This window comes from Azospirillum sp. A29, from assembly GCF_042604625.1.
Taxonomy (GTDB): Bacteria; Pseudomonadota; Alphaproteobacteria; order Azospirillales; family Azospirillaceae; genus Azospirillum; species Azospirillum palustre.
The window spans coordinates 194,621-211,433 of record NZ_CP170470.1 but is presented as its reverse complement, the minus strand read 5'-3'; the positions used below and the strand labels follow the sequence as shown (position 1 = coordinate 211,433).

At 69.6% G+C, this 16,813-nt stretch carries 16 protein-coding genes; 7 read left to right on the top strand and 9 right to left on the bottom strand.

All coding sequences use genetic code 11. The annotated features are described in order from the left end of the window. Positions 1 to 98 precede the first annotated feature (98 nt). The 3 genes from ABNQ38_RS36640 to ABNQ38_RS36630 all read right to left on the bottom strand — a co-directional run bounded on the left by ABNQ38_RS36640 (position 99) and on the right by ABNQ38_RS36630 (position 2,879). Complete coding sequence (locus ABNQ38_RS36640) at positions 99 to 851, bottom strand: DUF3750 domain-containing protein (protein ID WP_377811855.1); 753 nt, start codon at positions 849 to 851, stop codon at positions 99 to 101. Between the two features lie 136 nt (positions 852 to 987). Next, a complete protein-coding gene (cysE, locus tag ABNQ38_RS36635) occupies positions 988 to 1,824 on the bottom strand; it encodes a serine O-acetyltransferase (RefSeq protein ID WP_377811969.1) in 837 nt (278 codons plus the stop codon). Positions 1,825 to 1,898: 74 nt separating this feature from the next. Beyond that, positions 1,899 to 2,879 (bottom strand): helix-turn-helix domain-containing protein, encoded by a 981-nt coding sequence (locus tag ABNQ38_RS36630; protein ID WP_377811854.1) that lies wholly within the window; start codon positions 2,877 to 2,879, stop codon positions 1,899 to 1,901. Positions 2,880 to 3,041: 162 nt separating this feature from the next. Between ABNQ38_RS36630 and pobA the strand changes: the two genes are divergently transcribed. The 4 genes from pobA (at position 3,042) to ABNQ38_RS36610 (ending at position 5,907) form a co-directional block, all read left to right on the top strand. Then, positions 3,042 to 4,271, top strand: coding sequence for a 4-hydroxybenzoate 3-monooxygenase (gene pobA, locus ABNQ38_RS36625; protein WP_377811853.1), 1,230 nt, complete (start codon positions 3,042 to 3,044; stop codon positions 4,269 to 4,271). Positions 4,272 to 4,403: 132 nt separating this feature from the next. Continuing rightward, entirely contained in the window at positions 4,404 to 4,760 is a 357-nt protein-coding gene (locus tag ABNQ38_RS36620) for a Lin0512 family protein (protein WP_174473060.1), read from the top strand. A 123-nt stretch (positions 4,761 to 4,883) separates the two neighbouring features. Continuing rightward, positions 4,884 to 5,294 carry a DUF2000 domain-containing protein gene (locus ABNQ38_RS36615; protein ID WP_377811852.1) on the top strand — a complete coding sequence of 137 codons (411 nt, stop codon included), beginning with the start codon at positions 4,884 to 4,886 and terminating at the stop codon, positions 5,292 to 5,294. Between the two features lie 13 nt (positions 5,295 to 5,307). After that, on the top strand, positions 5,308 to 5,907 hold the full coding sequence (locus tag ABNQ38_RS36610; protein WP_377811968.1) for a LysE family translocator: 600 nt from the start codon (positions 5,308 to 5,310) through the stop codon (positions 5,905 to 5,907). A 29-nt stretch (positions 5,908 to 5,936) separates the two neighbouring features. Here ABNQ38_RS36610 and ABNQ38_RS36605 read toward each other — a convergent pair whose 3' ends face one another. The 5 genes from ABNQ38_RS36605 to ABNQ38_RS36585 all read right to left on the bottom strand — a co-directional run bounded on the left by ABNQ38_RS36605 (position 5,937) and on the right by ABNQ38_RS36585 (position 10,941). Beyond that, a complete protein-coding gene (locus ABNQ38_RS36605) occupies positions 5,937 to 6,752 on the bottom strand; it encodes an AraC family transcriptional regulator (RefSeq protein WP_377811851.1) in 816 nt (271 codons plus the stop codon). A 100-nt stretch (positions 6,753 to 6,852) separates the two neighbouring features. Then, the gene (locus ABNQ38_RS36600) at positions 6,853 to 7,854 is read right to left on the bottom strand and encodes an AraC family transcriptional regulator (protein ID WP_377811850.1); all 1,002 of its coding nucleotides are present in this window, start codon (positions 7,852 to 7,854) and stop codon (positions 6,853 to 6,855) included. Positions 7,855 to 8,051: 197 nt separating this feature from the next. Continuing rightward, a complete protein-coding gene (locus ABNQ38_RS36595; protein ID WP_377811849.1) occupies positions 8,052 to 8,714 on the bottom strand; it encodes an HdeD family acid-resistance protein in 663 nt (220 codons plus the stop codon). A gap of 76 nt (positions 8,715 to 8,790) precedes the next feature. Continuing rightward, positions 8,791 to 9,462, bottom strand: coding sequence for an outer membrane lipoprotein carrier protein LolA (locus ABNQ38_RS36590; RefSeq protein ID WP_377811848.1), 672 nt, complete (start codon positions 9,460 to 9,462; stop codon positions 8,791 to 8,793). 204 nt (positions 9,463 to 9,666) lie between these two features. Beyond that, on the bottom strand, positions 9,667 to 10,941 hold the full coding sequence (locus tag ABNQ38_RS36585) for a UbiH/UbiF/VisC/COQ6 family ubiquinone biosynthesis hydroxylase (protein ID WP_377811847.1): 1,275 nt from the start codon (positions 10,939 to 10,941) through the stop codon (positions 9,667 to 9,669). A 404-nt stretch (positions 10,942 to 11,345) separates the two neighbouring features. Between ABNQ38_RS36585 and glnK the strand changes: the two genes are divergently transcribed. Beyond that, entirely contained in the window at positions 11,346 to 11,684 is a 339-nt protein-coding gene (gene glnK / locus ABNQ38_RS36580; protein ID WP_012977707.1) for a P-II family nitrogen regulator, read from the top strand. 112 nt (positions 11,685 to 11,796) lie between these two features. Here glnK and ABNQ38_RS36575 read toward each other — a convergent pair whose 3' ends face one another. Then, complete coding sequence (locus tag ABNQ38_RS36575; protein ID WP_377811846.1) at positions 11,797 to 12,360, bottom strand: DUF2239 family protein; 564 nt, start codon at positions 12,358 to 12,360, stop codon at positions 11,797 to 11,799. Between the two features lie 261 nt (positions 12,361 to 12,621). Here ABNQ38_RS36575 and ABNQ38_RS36570 point away from each other — a divergent pair, with 261 nt between their 5' ends. Together ABNQ38_RS36570 and ABNQ38_RS36565 are read left to right on the top strand one after the other, a co-directional pair. After that, positions 12,622 to 13,896, top strand: coding sequence for an aminotransferase class I/II-fold pyridoxal phosphate-dependent enzyme (locus tag ABNQ38_RS36570; RefSeq protein ID WP_377811845.1), 1,275 nt, complete (start codon positions 12,622 to 12,624; stop codon positions 13,894 to 13,896). A gap of 65 nt (positions 13,897 to 13,961) precedes the next feature. Beyond that, positions 13,962 to 16,559: a DNA translocase FtsK gene (locus tag ABNQ38_RS36565; protein ID WP_377811844.1), complete on the top strand. Its 2,598-nt coding sequence runs from the start codon at positions 13,962 to 13,964 to the stop codon at positions 16,557 to 16,559. Positions 16,560 to 16,813 lie beyond the last annotated feature (254 nt).

Genomic DNA, 16,813 nt, shown 5'->3' with positions numbered 1-16,813 from the left:
TGCCTCAGGCCGGGAAGGGTTTTGATGGGCGCTCTGATTCCCTTGGGCTTCGCGCTCATCCTCAATCGGCGGGCGCGGTCCTTATGGCCGGGTGCAAGTCAGGACTTACCTTGCGCCGCATCGATGTTCGCCGGCCCGAACCACCCCACCCGTCCGATGCCCGGCAGTTTCACTGCAAGGTCCAGCGGGTCGATGCCGATGGTCAGTCCCAGCACATTGACCTCCACCCCCTCCTCCAGTGCCAGCAGCAGGCCGGCGACGCCGAACAGGCTGATCTGCCAGCCGGTGCCGCTCGGCGCCCGTGCGAACACGCCGCGGCCCAGATAGTCTTTGCCCAGCGCCGTCGATGGCAGGTCGAGCCGCAGTTCCGGCACGGCGCGGGCGACCCAGGCGGCGAAGGTGTTGCTGTTGGGTCCGGGCCAGACGCGGTACTCGCCGGCATAGGGGTAGCCGGCGGCGGCCTTGGCGATCTTGGGAATGGCGGCTTCGGCGGCGGGACCGCGCAGGTCTGCCAGAAGCGTGGGCTGGGCGCCGAACCAGCGGCCGTCGGGGTCGCGGTTGCTGACGGAGACCACCGACAGGCCGCGATAGGCGCGCCAGCCGATCACCTCATAGACCGTATAGCTGCGGGCGCCTGCCGGCTTCACGGCGAACCAGGGATGCACGCCGAAGGCGCCGCGCCAGGACAGCACGCGGGCGGCATAGACCTGGACCACCGCCTCCGGCGTCGTCGCCGCATCGGGGGCGAGGCCGACCGGACTGCGGTCGATGCGGCTCCAGTCTACGGCGGTCGGCACCGCACCGGAGGCGAGCAGGAACACCGGTCCGGCCAGCAGCAGGACCAGTGTCAACAGAAATGCCAGCAACACCCTCACGGCCCTCGCGCCCTGCCCTCAGCTCCGGGCTTCCCACCCGCTTTCCTGCATATAGGCACAGCGAAGCCGGATTTCCGGTAACAGCGGAGGGACAGCCCGCGGACAGGGTTGTTCAGATGCTGTAATCGCCCTGTTGCAGGCTCTGGTCCATGGTGAGCGCCGGGGCCGGCTCGTCGCGGCACCAGCCGACCACCTTGGCCGGCACGCCGGCGACGGTGGCGCAGCCGGGAACGTCCTTCAGCACGACGCTGCCGGCGCCGACCTTGGCATGGGCGCCGATGGTGATGTTGCCCAGCACCTTGGCCCCGGCCGACAGCAGCACGCCGTCGCGCACCTTCGGGTGGCGGTCGCCATGCTCCTTGCCGGTGCCGCCCAGCGTGACGTTCTGCAGGATCGACACGTCGTTGCCGATCACCGCCGTCTCGCCGATCACCACGCCGGTGCCGTGGTCGATGAACACGCCGCGCCCGACCGGCACCGCAGGGTGGATGTCGACGGCGAAGGCCTCCGACACCCGGCTTTGCAGAAAATGGGCAAGGTCGTGCCGGCCGGCCCGCCACAGCCAGTGGGCGACGCGGTGCCATTGCAGGGCATGGTAGCCCTTGAAATAGAGGAAGGGCGTCAGGCAACCGTCGGCGGCGGGGTCGCGCGCCAGGATGGCGGCGAGGTCGGCGGCGGCGGCCTCGACGATGGCCGGGTCGGCCTCCATCGCGTCGCGCACCACGGCGGCCAGCCGGTCCTCCGGCATGGCGCGGTCGGCCAGCTTGCGCACCAGCAGGGCGGCCAGCGCCGGGCCGAAGCCGTTGCGCGCCAGCACCGCGTCATAGAGGAAGGGGGCCAGGCCGCTCTCCTCCTCCGCCACCCGGACGGCGTCGGCGCGCAGGCGGCGCCACAGCGACTGTTCGACCGTTTCGGCCGGCTCGCGCATCGTGACGTCCAGGCTGTCCATCGCCACCACCCTCTCCGGCAAACCGGGCCCAAGCATTGAATCGGTCCGCATCCCCGCCATGGGACGCAAGGCTGTTACTTTGGTGAGACGGCCCCGGTCCGGTCAAGGCCGTTCCCGTCAAGGCTGCTTCCCGTTCCGCCATCCGCATGGGCGCGGCGGAAGGCCTGCGGCGACCGCCCCTCGCGCTTGGTGAAGAAGCGGGAGAAATAGGCCGGGTCCTCGAAGCCCAGGGCATAGCCGATCTCCGCCATGCCATGGCCGGTGTAGATCAGCGAGCGCCGCGCCTCCAGCATCAGCCGGGCATGCACCAGCTGCAGGGTCGACAGGCCGGTGACCCGGCGGCAGGCGGCGTTCAGCCGGCCCGGCGTGACGCCCAGCGCCGCGGCATAGCGCTCCACCGGCCAATGCTGGCTGAACCGCTCGTCGACCATCGGCCGCAGCCGGGCGAGCAGCCTGAGATCGGGAGACACCCCCTGTCCGTCGCGGTCCGCGCTGTCCCGCCGCCGGTCGGCCGCCAGCCGCGCGGCGGCGACCAGCAGCAGCATCACCTGCGCCGCGATGGCGCTGGCCCGGCCGATGTGGTGGGCGCGGAACTCCCGCCTGATCTCGGCGAAGCAGCGATCCAGCGCCGCCGCCCCGTCCGACCCGGCCTCGAGGTTCCAGGCCTGCGGCAGGGCCGCGGCGTCGCGCAGCTCCGCCTCCGGGGTGGCAGCCAGCACGCCGGCCAGGAACCCCTCCGACATGGTCAGCACATGCCCGTCGGTGCCGGGATCGAAGCGGAAACCGTGCACCACCTGCGCCGGCACGACGATCAGGGCCGGGGCGCGGAACGCCACCTCCACCCCGTCCGCGGTCAGCCGTCCGCCGCCCTCCCCGACCAGCAGGGCATGGCTCAGCCCGTCATGGCGATGGGGGCGGACCTCCCAATTGTACAAGCGCATCCGTTCCGGAATCGTCTCGATATGGACGAAGCGCAGCTCCGGCACCGCCGGCGGCTCGCCGTACAGCCAATAGCGGGGAATGGGTTCGGCACCGTGGGCAAGCTGGGCGGACATCGCACGGGGCTCCGTCGGGCAGGCGTTGAAAAGTACAAGCCTTTCGCCGGTTCGTCTATGTCCGGCCCTCCCGCCCGGGAATAGCATGAACACCAATGATTGGTGTGAGCAACAATTTGCGAAAAACACACCTGCTCCTGGTCCCCAAGGAGGGCGAGAGACATGCACCCCACCAAATCAACCCATACCCAGGTCGCCCGCACCCCAATCGCCGGCACCCAGGTCGCCATCGTCGGCGCCGGCCCGGCCGGCCTGTTCCTGTCCCATCTGCTTCACCGCCAGGGCATCGAATCGATCATCCTCGAACACCGCAGCCGCGAAGAGATCGAGGGCACCATCCGCGCCGGCGTGCTGGAGCAGTGGGTGGTCGACCTGATGAACGGGATGGGGCTGGGCGACCGCATGATGCGGGAGGCCCATTTCCATTCCGGCATCACGCTGCGCTTTGACCGCCGCAGCCACCACATCGACATGGCGGAGCTGACCGGCGGCAAGCGCGTCACCGTCTATGCCCAGCACGAGGTGATCCGCGACCTCGTCTCATCCCGGCTGGAGGATGGCGGCACCATCCTGTTCGGCGTGTCCGACGTTCAGTTCCTCGACCTCGACGGCAAGGCGCCGCGCGTGCGGTTCCGCCGCGGCCCGGACGGGCCAGTAGAAGAGCTGCGCTGCGACTTCGTCGCCGGCTGCGACGGCTTCCACGGGCCGAGCCGGCAGGCGATCCCCACCGCCACGCGCAACGAATACCAGATGGTCTATCCCTTCGGCTGGCTCGGCATCCTGACCGAGGCGCCGCCGTCGCACCCCGAACTGATCTACGCCAACCACGAGCGCGGCTTCGCCCTGCTCAGCACCCGCTCGCCGGAGGTGCAGCGGCTCTACATCCAGGTCGATCCCAAGGACGACATCGCCAACTGGTCGGACGACCGCATCTGGTCCGAACTGCACCGCCGGCTGGAGGACGACAGCGGCTGGACCCTGACCGAAGGGCCGATCTTCCAGAAGGGCATCATCGCCATGCGCAGCTTCGTCTGCGATCCGATGCAGCATGGCCGCCTGTTCATCGCCGGCGATGCCGCCCACATCGTGCCGCCGACCGGCGCCAAGGGGCTGAACCTCGCGGTCGCCGATGTGCTGGTGCTGTCGCGCGCCCTGACCGCCTATTACAGGTCCGGCACCACCGAGGGGCTGGACGGCTACAGCGCCACCTGCCTGCGCCGCATCTGGAAGGCGGAGCGCTTCTCCTGGTATATGACCACCATGCTGCACCGGAACGAGCGGGAATCACCCTTCGAGCAGCGCGTGCATCTGGCGGAACTGGACTATCTGGTGCAGTCCCGCGCCGCCATGACGGCGCTGGCGGAGAATTACGTGGGGTTGCCGATGGAGTGAGCGGCGGCTGGCGGACTGCATCCGGCATCCGGCGCCTTCCACCCCCTGAAAATCCGCCGCCGCCCCCTGGCCCTTGCCGCGGGTCCGCGCCATCATCTCCGTCATCCGACACCGACAGGAAAGCCCGGCGCGATGAAGCAGGTGATGTTCGTGGAACTCGGCATGGGGGTGGATCTGCATGGCCAGGACGTGACCAAGGCAGCCGTCCGCGCCGTGCGCAACGCCATTGAGCGCAACTCGATGCCGGGCATGCGGGCGCTGGTGGACGGCGACACCAGCAAAATGCAGGTGCGCGTCCACCTCGCCGTGCCGGCCGATGCCGACCGGCTGGACCACGAGGCGGTGAAGGCCGTCTTCCCCTATGGCGCGGTCAGCATCCACGTCACCAGCGGCGGCATGCTGGCGCCAAGCGGCATCTTCCTGGCCGACAAGAACGACCGCAACGAGCAGATCTACGTCGTCAACGCGGCGGTGGAGGTCGGCATCTGAATCGGCGCGCTGCCGCCGGCCCGGCCCATTTGGCCGACCCTGGGTAATTTCCTTCAATACCCACCCCCGCCCGACCCGCAAAAGTCCGCCGGCCCGACCTTGGTCCAACAAAGGGAAGCCGACGTGACACGCTGCGCCTTCATCATCGACCATGCCCTGCCGCCGGGGCTGATCGCCAACACCGCCGCCGCCCTGTCGATGACGCTGGGGAAACTGCGGCCCGATCTGGTGGGCTGCGACCTTCTGGATGCCGATGGCGTCGATCATCCCGGCATCACCACCATCGTGATGCCGATCCTGGTGTCCGATGCCGAAGGCCTGCGCGCGCTGCGCCGGCAGGCGGCGGAGCGGGAGGCCGAGGGGCTGGGCGTGGTCGGCATGACCGACATCGCCCAGCGCGCCAAGAGCTACGACGACTACAGCCGGCGCCTCGCCGCCACCCGGCAGGAGGAACTGCGCTATCTCGGCCTCTGTCTGCACGGCCCGGCGGCGCTGGTGCGCTCGCTGACCGGCTCGCTGCCGCTGCTGAAATAGGACGGCGGCGATGATGACGCTCTACCTGTCGATGGCCGGCTTCGCGCTGGCCGCCTCGATCTCCCCCGGCCCGGTCAATGTGGTGGCGCTGTCCAGCGGTGTCTCCCACGGCCTGCGCGCCACCCTGCGCCATGTCGCCGGCGCCACGCTGGGATTCGTCCTGCTGTTGGTGCTGGCCGGGCTCGGGCTGGCGGAACTTCTGCGCGGCTGGCCCGCTGCCGCAGCACTTATCCGCTGGGCGGGCGTCGCCTTACTGCTGTGGATGGGCTGGACGCTGTGGAGAAGCGATGGCAGAAGCGGCGGCGGAATCGCCGACGACGAGCCGCCGCCGGCACCGTCGGTCCTTCAGGGGGCCGCCATGCAGTGGCTGAATCCCAAGGCCTGGGTCGCGGCGCTGGCCGGGGTCGGCGCCTATGCCGGGGACGATCCGGCCCGGCTCTGGGTCTTCGCCGGGATCTACTTCGTCATCTGCTACCTGTCCGTCGCCTGCTGGGCCTATGCCGGCGCCCGGCTGCGCCATCTGCTGGCGGATGGACGGCGGATGCGCCTGTTCAACCGCGCCATGGCCGCCCTGCTCGCGGCCAGCGCGGTCCACATCGGCATCGCTACCTGATCGAAACGCCTGATCGAAACGCCTAGTCGTCACTCCCGGCGCATGTACTGGCCGGGCGTGGCGGCGACATGGCGCTTGAAGGCGCGCTGGAAATGGGCCTGATCGGCAAAGCCGGCATCGAGCGCCACCTCCACGATCGGCCGGCCGCGCTGCAGCTCCCGCCGGCCGAACTGGATGCGGCGGTTGATCTGGTAGGCGTGCGGGGTCAGCCCGTAGCGCGCCTTGAAGGACCGCACCAGATAGGAGGGCGACAATCCCGACACCTCGGCGATGTCGGCCAGCCGCAGCGGCTGCGTGCAGTGGGCGGAGATGAAGTCGGCGGCGCGGTCCAGCGCCGCATGCCCGCCCTCCCCGCTCACCTCGGACGGCACCCCGCCCAGCGCCCGCCGCAGCCCGGTGAAGAAGAACCGGGCCGCCGCCGCCCTCCCGGCACTGTCAGGGTCCGGATCGAACAGCACACCGAACAGCCGGTCCAGCCGGCCGGCCAGCTCCGCATCGCGGCTCAGATGCGGGGCGAAGGGCCGGAACGCCGCCTCCCCCTCGACCCCCGCCAGCCAAGCGGCGTCGGCATACAGCATCCGATAGGACCAGGGCCGGCTGTCCAGCGGGTTGCAGGCATGGGCCTCGTCCGGGTTCATCAGCACGACGGTGCCCGCGGCGATCCGGTGGCACTCGGCGCCGATGCGGAAATCGCTGACGCCGCCGGTGACCAGCCCGATGGAGAACGTCGAATGGCTGTGCCAGCCATAGCAGACCTCCTGCCCGTCCTCGATGCTGCGCGCCTCCAGATGCGGAAGTGCCGGGTCCCGCCAGAAGCGGTGACGATTCCTCGATGCGCGCGCCATGCCGGCCCTGCCCTGCCCTGCTCCGGAGATGTCCCGGCGGCGATCTTACGGCAGGAGGCGCCCGGCTGCCATCGACCTGCGCCCGCCGGTGTGGCCGTCGTCAGCCCTTGCCGTCGCGCATCTTCGCCGGCGACATGCCGAACCAGCGGCGGAAGGCGCGGCTGAAGGCGCTGACCTCCGAATAGCCCAGCAGCGCGCCGATGTCGGCGACGGGAACATGGCGCTGGCGGATATAGACCGCCGCCAGATCGCGCCGCACCCCCTCGACCAGATCGGAGAAGCTCAGCCCCTCGTCGGCCAGCCGGCGTTGCAGGGTCCAGCGGGCGATGCCCAGCCGGTCGGCGATGTCCTCGACGTAAGTCGGACCTTCCGGCAGCCGCGCCCGCACCTCCGCCTTCACGCGGTCGAGCAGCGGCGGCGTGCCGGTGCCGCGGGCGATGTCGATCAGCGTGCCGCACAGACCGGTCAGCCGCGCCATGTCGCCGCCGGGCATGCGGCGGTCGAGATGGCGGTCGCGCAGCAGGATGGCGTTGGTGCGCTGGCCGAAATGGGCGGGCGCGTCGAACAGCGATTCATGCTGGCGCCAGCCTTCCGGCTTGGGATGCTCGAAATGCACCTCCTCCGGCATCCAGGCCGGACCGAGGCAGGCGCGCACCACATTGGCGAACATGCCCATGGTCAGCTCGGCATCCTGCCGCCGCTCGACGATGCGGCCGTCGAGGATGCGGTATTCCAACCGCAGCAACTCGCCCTCGCGGACGAAACGGGTTTCGGTCGCCTGCTGGTGGAAGGGGAACAGCCGGGCCAGATGGTCGAGCGCCGCCCCCAAGGTCGGGGCGGCCAGCGCGATGGAGCCGATCAGCCCCAGCATCTCCGGCTGGAACTGGCGGCCGAACATCAGGCCGAAATTGTCGTTGCCGGTTTCCGCCGCCGCCACCTCCATCATCGCCACATAGGCGCGGAGGTCGAGCGCCAGCGTCGGCTGGCCGAGCGCACGCTCCTCCACGCCCGCGCGGTGGAACACCTGATCGGGACAGCCGCCCTGCGCGGCGATGAAGTTCGACACCCCGCAGGCCGCGGCGGCCAGGATGTTGTGTTGCACAGTTCCTGTGCGGCTCCCGCCAAGCTGGCCGGCAGTTTGCCCAAGAGTCGGTCGGTGCGGCGTCATGACACAGCCTCTCGCAGCCATTTTGCCGCAATGCAGCAAACATCGTGCCGGCCTTCAGGCTGCCAGAGACAGTCAGTATAGAAAATTGTACGATGGTTCTACGATGAGGCCGGAAGCCTTGCCATTCCTCCTCAAGCCGCCGCCATCCCTCCGCCGGCCCCGCCACCGGAGGAGTCGGTCTGGCGATGGCAGTGCCGCAGCCGGAAGGCGGTCACCAGCGCCAGCACGCCGAAGGCGATCAGGTAGGCCGCGACACCCCAGGCGAGCGCCAGCAGGCCCAGCGCCGGCAGGATCCACATGCTGAGCCCGAACAGGATCGACAGCGTGCCGGCCACGCCCCAGGTCCATTTACCGTGGGTACGCTCCATCCGCCATGCTCCCATCACCTCGGCGAAGCCGGTGATGACCGACCAGGCGGCGATCAGGAACACCAGCGCGAACAGGCTGGCGGCCGGCCACAGCGCGGCGACGATGCCGGCGACCAAGCTGACCACACCCTCCAGGATGAAGGGCAGCGAGCGTTCATGGTGGCGGGAGGCGCGGAGGCCGGCCAGGATGGCGAAGACGCCGTCGAGCAGCAGATAAGCGGCGAAGGACAGCGCCAGCGTCGCCACCGTCACCCCCGGCATCAGCAGGGCCAGCACCCCCAGCAGGATCGCCGCCGCCCCGCGCAGGGCCAGCGCCCACCAGTTGCGCGCCAGCACCATGTTCATGCTGCGCAGACGGCTCGCCGGGCCGGATCGCGGATCGAGCCTCGGCTCTGGTCCGGGCCGGCCGACCTGATCGTAGGACATGGAAAGCCTCCTGCTGTCACCCTGTGCAATGACAACAGAAGGCGAAGGGTTTTGTTGCCCGCTCGCCGCCGGCCGCTCAGTTGTTGCGGCCGAAGTCCGACCCGCGCGCCGGCTCCTTGAAATAGAACATCTCGCGGTCGAAGGTGATGTCGGTCCGCGGGTTCAGCAGCGCCACCTCGGTGGTCAGTCCCTGGGCGTCCAGCACCCGCCACTTGCGCAGCTGAAACGGGCGGTCCTCGAACACCAGGGTCAGGGTGCCCTTGCCGGCGTCCTTGGTCTCCAGCAGGCTGACCTCGATCACGCCGGGGGCCTGGAACACGTCGGTGACGGTGACGTCGCCCGACAGGCGGATGTTCTTGCGCAGGATGAAGTCGGCCAGCGTCGAGCCGATGGGGGCGCTCGACTGCTGGCGCATCTCGCCGTCCCAATAGAAGACGAAGGTGCCGTCGGCGACGATGAAGTCCTTCAGCGGCCGGTCATATTCCAGCCGCATCTTGCCGGGCCGCCACAGGGAGAAGGTGCCGGTCGCCTGCCGCCCGTTCGGCGCCACCTGCAGGAACTTCGATTGCAGGGTGGTGATGCCGTTCAGATACTCCTCCACCTTAGCGACGACCGCCTGGTCCTGCGCCGTCAGCGAGACGGGCGTGGCCGGCGCGGCAAAGGCGGACGGGGCGAAGGCGGCCGGCAGCGGGGCCAGGAGAGCGGCGGACAGCAGGGCGGCGGAAAGGCGGCGAAGCACGGTCTTCATCCTCGGTCGTTCGGAGCCCGGCTCCTTAACCGGCCGGTATGGCGGACATAAGGCGTCCGCCCCCCGCTGCCAAGGATTACCGGTGCCGGGTCTTAGATCGGATCGCGTAAAATCGGACTCGATTTGAAGCGTGAATCCGATCGCCAAGCATAAAGCCATAGCGTCGTGCGTTTCATATTAAACGCACGACGCTATGGCGGCTGCTTAAAGAGGCTGGCCCTTGATCATCCGCGGCAGGTCGCCGACCACCCCCATGGCGTGCTTCATGAAGAAGCGCTTGACCGGCGGCAGCCGGTTGATCACCGCCATGCCCAGGTCGCGCGCCAGCTTCACCGGCGGGATGCTGTTGGAGAACAGGTGGACCAGCCCGTCGCACACCGCCGCCAGCAGCACGGTGTCGAACCGGCGCCAGCGCTGGAAGCGGGCCAGCACCTCCGGCCCGCCGACGTCCAGCCCCAGGCGATAGGCATCGACCACCACCTCGGCCAGGGCCGCGACGTCGCGCATGCCGAGATTGAGCCCCTGGCCGGCGATGGGGTGGATGGCGTGCGCCGCCTCCCCCACCAGGGCCAGCCGGTCGGCGATGAAGCGGTCGGCCAGCAGGACCGACAGCGGCCACGCCTCGCGCTTGGTCAGCAGCGTGATCTCGCCGAGATAGCCGCCGGAGCGCCGTTGCAGCTCGTCGATGAACTGGTCGTCGGGCAGCTTCAGATAGGTGTCGACCAGCGAGGTCTTCTCGCTCCACACGATGGAGCAGCGGTTGTCCGTCATCGGCAGGACGGCGAAGGGGCCGTTGGGCAGGAAATGCTCGACCGCGACGCCCTTGTTCGGCTCGGTGTGGCGGATGGTGCAGATGATGGCGCTCTGGTCGTAGGACCAGCGCCGCACCCTGATCCCGGCGCTGTCGCGCGCCATCGACCGCCGCCCGTCGGCACCGACCAGCAGCCGGCCGCGCACGGTGCGCCCGTCCGCCAGCCGGACCGAGACGCCGGACCGCGTCCGCTCCACCGTCACCGCCTTGGCCGGGGCCAGATGGACCAGCCCCGGCAGCTCGGCCGCACGGGTGAACAGGGCATGGCGGATGTCCTTGTTGTCCAGGATCCAGCCGAAGGGCTGGTGCTTGCCCTCCACCGCCAGCTCGGTGTGGTCGTAATGGATGAACAGCGGCGAGAACTGGTCGGCGATGCGGATGTCCAGCATCGGGCCGGCCTTGTCGGCCATGTGGTGCCACACGCCGGCCGCATCCAGCACCATCTTGGACGCATAGGAAATCGCTGTGGTGCGGATGTCGAAATCCCGCTCGCCCATGCGTTCGGGACTGTCCTGGTCGATGCAGACCACCGGCACGCCGGCACCGGCCAGCGCCGCCGCCATGGTCAGCCCGGCCAGGCCGCCGCCCAGCACCACGACCTCCGTGGTGATGTCGCCGCCCTGCGGGGGGACGGTCGCGTTGCCCGATTCGGTGCCCGGTACGGCCATGATGCTCGCTGCCTTCTCGCCTTAAAATGCCTGTGCCGTCCGCCGGCGGGACCTGAGCCTTGCCCCTGGACCTCACCGGTGACGCCGCGATCAGACAATTGTCGCACTGCGGCGTCCTGTCCAGTGTCCAGTCCCGGCCCGGCGCGGGCAGACCGCCGGACAGATTGTCGCTGAACGGATTTTGAGCAAATGCCGCCTTTTTGAGCGCCCAATCAACAGGCATATTCCCATCGTTGCAGCGCATTTCAACCGGCACGATTCTTGTAATCGTTGATTTTTGCGGTCGACGCGAACAGGCTTGGGCCAACGGCGGGGGAACGGTACGGTGTCGGGCCGGACTGGAACCGCAACGGGGCTGCCACAGCCTTGCACGCGGCCGGAACAACGCTTTAAGGGGAAGCCACATGAAACTGGTTATGGCCATCATCAAGCCGTTCAAGCTCGACGAAGTGCGCGAGGCGCTGACGTCGCTCGGGATCCAGGGCCTGACCGTCAGCGAGGTCAAGGGCTTCGGCCGCCAGAAGGGCCAGACGGAAATCTACCGCGGCGCCGAATATTCCGTGAGCTTCCTGCCCAAGGTGAAGGTCGAGGTCGCCGTGTCCGACGACCAGTACGAGCAGGTTGTCGAGGCGATCCAGAAGGCCGCCAACACCGGCCGCATCGGCGACGGCAAGATCTTCGTTCTGGAGATCGCCCAGGCCGTGCGCATCCGCACCGGCGAGACCAACGCCGAGGCGCTGTAAGGCTGCCGACCCTCGGGGTCCGCTCCTTCCGGCGGGAACGGACCCGGCGGGCGCGCGTACCGCGCGCCTGTCCTCAATCCTCAGCCGGCTTCTTTTCCCTCAGTCGCCATTCTCAGTCGCCGAAGACGTCCGCCGCCATCGCACCGGCATAGTCGCGCACGTCGGCCGGCCAGTCCGCCGTCAGCACCTCGAACCGCGCGCGGTCCGCGGCATAGAGCGCCCGCACCGCCTCCTCATAGCCAGGACGGTCGCCGGCCAGTTCCAGCATGACGCGGTAAGCCGCCTCCTGCGCCCGGCGCACCCGGTCCTTCGCCTCGCCGCCCTTGCGCGCCTCGTCCACCAGTTTGCGCAGCGCCACCGACGCGCCGCCCGGCTGGGCGTTCAGCCAGTCCCAATGGCGCGGCAGCAGCGTCACCTCCCGCGCGACCACCCCCAGCTTCGGCCGTCCCGGCCCCCGCGGCGGCGGGGAGAGACGCCACGCAAGCTCCTCATCGCTTCCCCGCAGGTCGAGGTCGACCGCCTTGCCGGTGGCATCGTCGAACACCAGCACCGGCGGCCCATCCGGCTCCGCGTCCAGTGCCGCCCGCACCGCCCGCGCGACGCTCAGCGCATCCCCGGCGGCCAAGCGGCGCTCGCCGCGGAAGGCGGTGCAGAGGGTTTCGGCGGTGACGGACATGATCGGAACTCCGGTTGTAAGGCGCATATTTTACCCGGATGAAAAACGGGCGTCAATATCGCCCGGATGAAATGAGCGGGCGACCCGTAAGGACACTGTCTTCCGTCTCCTGTGACCGTTCGGCCACCCGCCGCGCCCAAAGGTTCTGGGCGCTTGTGCCCCCCGTGCCCCGCCGATAGGATCGGTCCCTCAATCGAAGACATGGCCGCCTCCCCGGGCCGGGGTGCGGCATCCGGGGTTGCGAAGAGGGTTGCGGTCGCCATGGTTTCTGCGGATTTCAGCGTCAACAGCGGTGCCGTCTTCACCGAGGCGATCGGCAACGACCGGCTCGACCTGCTGACCGACTATCCCTTCACCCGGCTGGCCAATCTGCTGGCGCCGATCACCCCGCGCGCCAACGTCGCTCCCGTCCTGCTGACGGTGGGCGAGCCGCAGCACACCCCGCCCGCCATCATCGAGGAGACGCTGCGCGCCAGCGCATCCGGCTGGAACAAGTATCCGCCGGTCGGCGGCACGCCGGAGTTCCGCGCCGCGACCGGCGACTGGCTGACCCGCCGCTACGATCTGCCGGCCGGGCTGCTGCATGCCGACAGCTCCATCCTGCCGCTGTCCGGCACGCGCGAGGCGCTGTTCATGCTGGCCCTGCTGGCGGTGCCGACGCAGAAGGCCGGGCGCCAGCCGGCGGTGCTGATGCCCAACCCCTTCTATGCGCCCTATGAGGGAGCCACCGTGATGGCGGGGGCGGAGCCGGTGTTCCTGTCGGCGACGCGCGAGACCGGCTTCCTGCCCGACCTCGACGCCCTGACGCCGGAGCTGCTGGAGCGCACGGCGCTCTTCTACCTCTGCACCCCCGCCAACCCGCAGGGGGCGGCGGCCACGCCGGCCTATCTCGCCAAGGCCATCGGGCTGGCGCGGCAGTATGGCTTCGTGCTGGCGGTCGACGAATGCTATGCCGAGATCTGGCTGGACGCCCCGCCAGTCGGCGCGCTCCAGGTCGCGGCCAAGCTTCACGAAACTAATGGCCTGCCCTACGCGGACGGCAAGCCCTGGTCCAACCTGCTGGTCTTCCATTCCCTGTCCAAGCGGTCGAGCGCCGCCGGCCTGCGCTCCGGCTTCGTCGCCGGCGACCCGGCGCTGATCGGCCGCTTCTCCCGCCTGCGCAGCTACGGCTGTGCCGGCATGCCGCTGCCGATCCTGGCCGCCAGCACCGCGCTGTGGCGCGACGAGGCCCATGTGGAGGAGAACCGCGCCGCCTACCGCGCCAAGTTCGCGGCGGCGGAGGCGGAGCTGGGCGGCCGCTACGGCTATTACCGCCCGGCCGGCGGCTTCTTCCTCTGGCTGGAGGTCGGCAACGGCGAGGAGGCCGCCAGGCGGCTGTGGGCGGAGGGCGCGGTCCGCGTCCTGCCCGGCGCCTATCTGTCGCGCAGCAACCCCGGCGAGCCGAACCCCGGCGAGGCCTTCATCCGCGTCGCCCTGGTGCAGGACACCGACACCGTCGCCCAGGCCTGCGCGTCCATCGTCCGCATTCTCGGCTGAGCGGTTCCGGCACCCGGTTCCGGCCAGCCCCTTTTTCGGTTTCTACAGCACGAGGTTTCCGTCCCATGGCCCGACCCGCCGGCCCCTCCTCCGCGCGCCCCCGGCCCAGCCTGGGACGGCCCGCCCCCAGCCCGCGCAAGGGAGCGCCCCGCGAGGCCGCGAAGGAACCGGGAAAGGACCGCATCCGCTCCGGCCGCAACCGGCAGGAAAAGCCGCCCTTCTTCTCGCCGGCCATGCGCGCCTTCGTCGTCGCCCGCGCGCGCGAGGCGATGGGGTTCGTGCTGGGGCTGTTCGGCCTGCTGCTGATGGTGCTGCTGGGCAGCTACGACCCGCATGACGCCTCGCTGAACTCGGTCCCCGCCACGGCGGGCGGCACGCACAACCTGTTCGGCATCCCCGGCGCCTATGCCGCCGACCTGCTGATCCAGTCGCTGGGCTGGGCCGCCTTCGTCATCGCGCTGGTGCCGATGTTCTGGGGCTGGCGGCTGGGGGCCCAGCGCAAGCTCGGCAACCCGCTGTTCCGCACCGTCCTGGCGCTGTGGGGCGTGTTCCTAGTGGCGATGGCGCTGGCCGGCCTGACCGACGCCTCCACCGATCCGCTGGCCCCGCTTCCGGGCGGCAGCATCGGCCAGGTGCTGCTGCGCGGGGTCGGCAACCTGTTCGGGGCCGAGCCGATGGTGGCGACCGTCGCCGCGGTGGGCGGCGGGCTGGTGCTGTTCCTGGCGGCCGGCCTGTCGATCGGCGAATGGATCGCCAGCTTCCGCGCGCTCGGCCGCGGCATGGTCAACGGCGTCCGCCTGATCCGCCAGGGCGCCCGCAACGGCGTGGATTCCCTGCGCCGCCACGGCCGCACTGCCGCGCAGGCCGCCTCGGTCGCGGTGGACGCCTCGCTGCGCGGCGACAAACGCGACATCCCGCGCTTCGACGAAGCCGTTCAGGTGACCCCGCTTCCCCCCGCCGGCCTCGACGCCGGCCGGATTCCGCCGACGACCGGCACCGCGGCAAGCCCGGCCGCCGCCAGCGGAGCCGACAAGCCGATCCGCACCGTTCCCATCGTCACCCCGCCCAAATCCGCCACGCCGGAGAGCAAGGGCGACAAATCGGACCCGCGGCAAAGCCGCCTGCCGCTGGGCGAGGAGGAGGGGCCGCAGGGCTACGAGCTGCCGCCGCTCGACCTGCTGCAGGTGCCGCCCACCGGCATCCGCGGCGAGCAGCTGGACGAGGCGGCGCTTCAGCGCAATGCCGGCCAGCTGGAAGGCGTGCTGGGCGATTTCGGCGTACGCGGCGAGATCCAGAAGGTCCATCCCGGCCCGGTCGTCACCCTGTACGAACTGGAACCGGCCCCCGGCACCAAATCCTCCCGCGTCATCGGCCTTGCCGACGACATCGCCCGCTCGATGAGCGCGGTGTCGGTCCGTGTCGCCGTGGTCCCCGGCCGCAACGTCATCGGCGTCGAGCTGCCCAACGCCAAGCGCGAGACCGTGCTGCTGCGCGAGCTGATGGCGGCCGAAGGCTTCGACAAGCATGGCGGCAAGCTGGCGCTGGCGCTCGGCAAGGACATCGGCGGCCAGCCGGTGGTCGCCGACCTCGCCCGCTTCCCCCACCTGCTGGTCGCCGGCACCACCGGCTCGGGCAAGTCGGTGGCGATCAACACCATGATCCTGTCGCTGCTCTACCGGCTGCCGCCGGAGCGCTGCCGCTTCATCATGATCGACCCCAAGATGCTGGAACTGTCGGTCTATGAAGGCATCCCCCATCTGCTGACGCCGGTCGTCACCGACCCCAAGAAGGCGGTGGTCGCGCTGAAATGGACGGTGCGGGAGATGGAGGACCGCTACCGCAACATGTCCAAGCTGGGCGTGCGCAACATCGAGGGCTACAACGCCCGCCTGCGCGAGGCGCGCGAGGGCGGCGAGTCGCTGACCCGCCGCGTCCAGACCGGCTTCGATCCCGACACCGGCAAGCCGCTGTTCGAGGAGCAGCCGCTCGACCTGACCGAGCTGCCCTACATCGTGGTCATCGTCGACGAGATGGCCGACCTGATGCTGGTCGCCGGCAAGGACATCGAGGCGGCGATCCAGCGCCTCGCCCAGATGGCACGTGCCGCCGGCATCCACCTGATCATGGCGACGCAGCGTCCCTCGGTCGACGTCATCACCGGCACCATCAAGGCCAACTTCCCGACCCGCATCAGCTTCCAGGTCACCAGCAAGATCGACAGCCGCACCATCCTCGGCGAACAGGGCGCCGAGCAGCTGCTGGGCCAGGGCGACATGCTCTACATGGCCGGCGGCGGCCGCATCACCCGCGTCCACGGCCCCTTCGTCTCGGACCACGAGGTCGAGCAGATCGTCAGGTTCCTCAAGGCCCAGGGCGAGCCGAACTATGTCGACGCCATCCTGGAGGACGAGGAAGGCGAGGAGTCCTTCGACGACGGCGCCCTGCCCGGCACCGGCGGCGGATCGGGCGACGACCTCTACGACAAGGCGGTGGCGGTGGTCTGCCGCGAGCGCAAGGCCTCGACCAGCTTCATCCAGCGCCAGCTCCGCATCGGCTACAACTCCGCCGCCCGCCTGATCGAGCGGATGGAAACCGAAGGGGTGGTGAGCAAGCCCAACCACTCCGGCAAGCGCGAAGTTCTGGCCCGCAACATCGACGACTGAGTGTTTTCGGGCTGCCCGTTGACAGCGGGCGGGTGCAGCACCAATATCGCGGGTAGGCGGGCCGAGGACGGCAATTCCCTGGCCCGCCCGCCCGATCTTAGTGCGTCAGAAGGTCAAGCAGCCGCTTGACGATCTCCAGCACCAGGATGAGGAGAGTGAGGATTTTCTCCATCCTCCAGCCCTCCGTTGGTACGGCGGCGATGGCGGCCCTCCCGCCATCGCGTCCGCCGGCGGACTATGGCGCAGGCGATCAC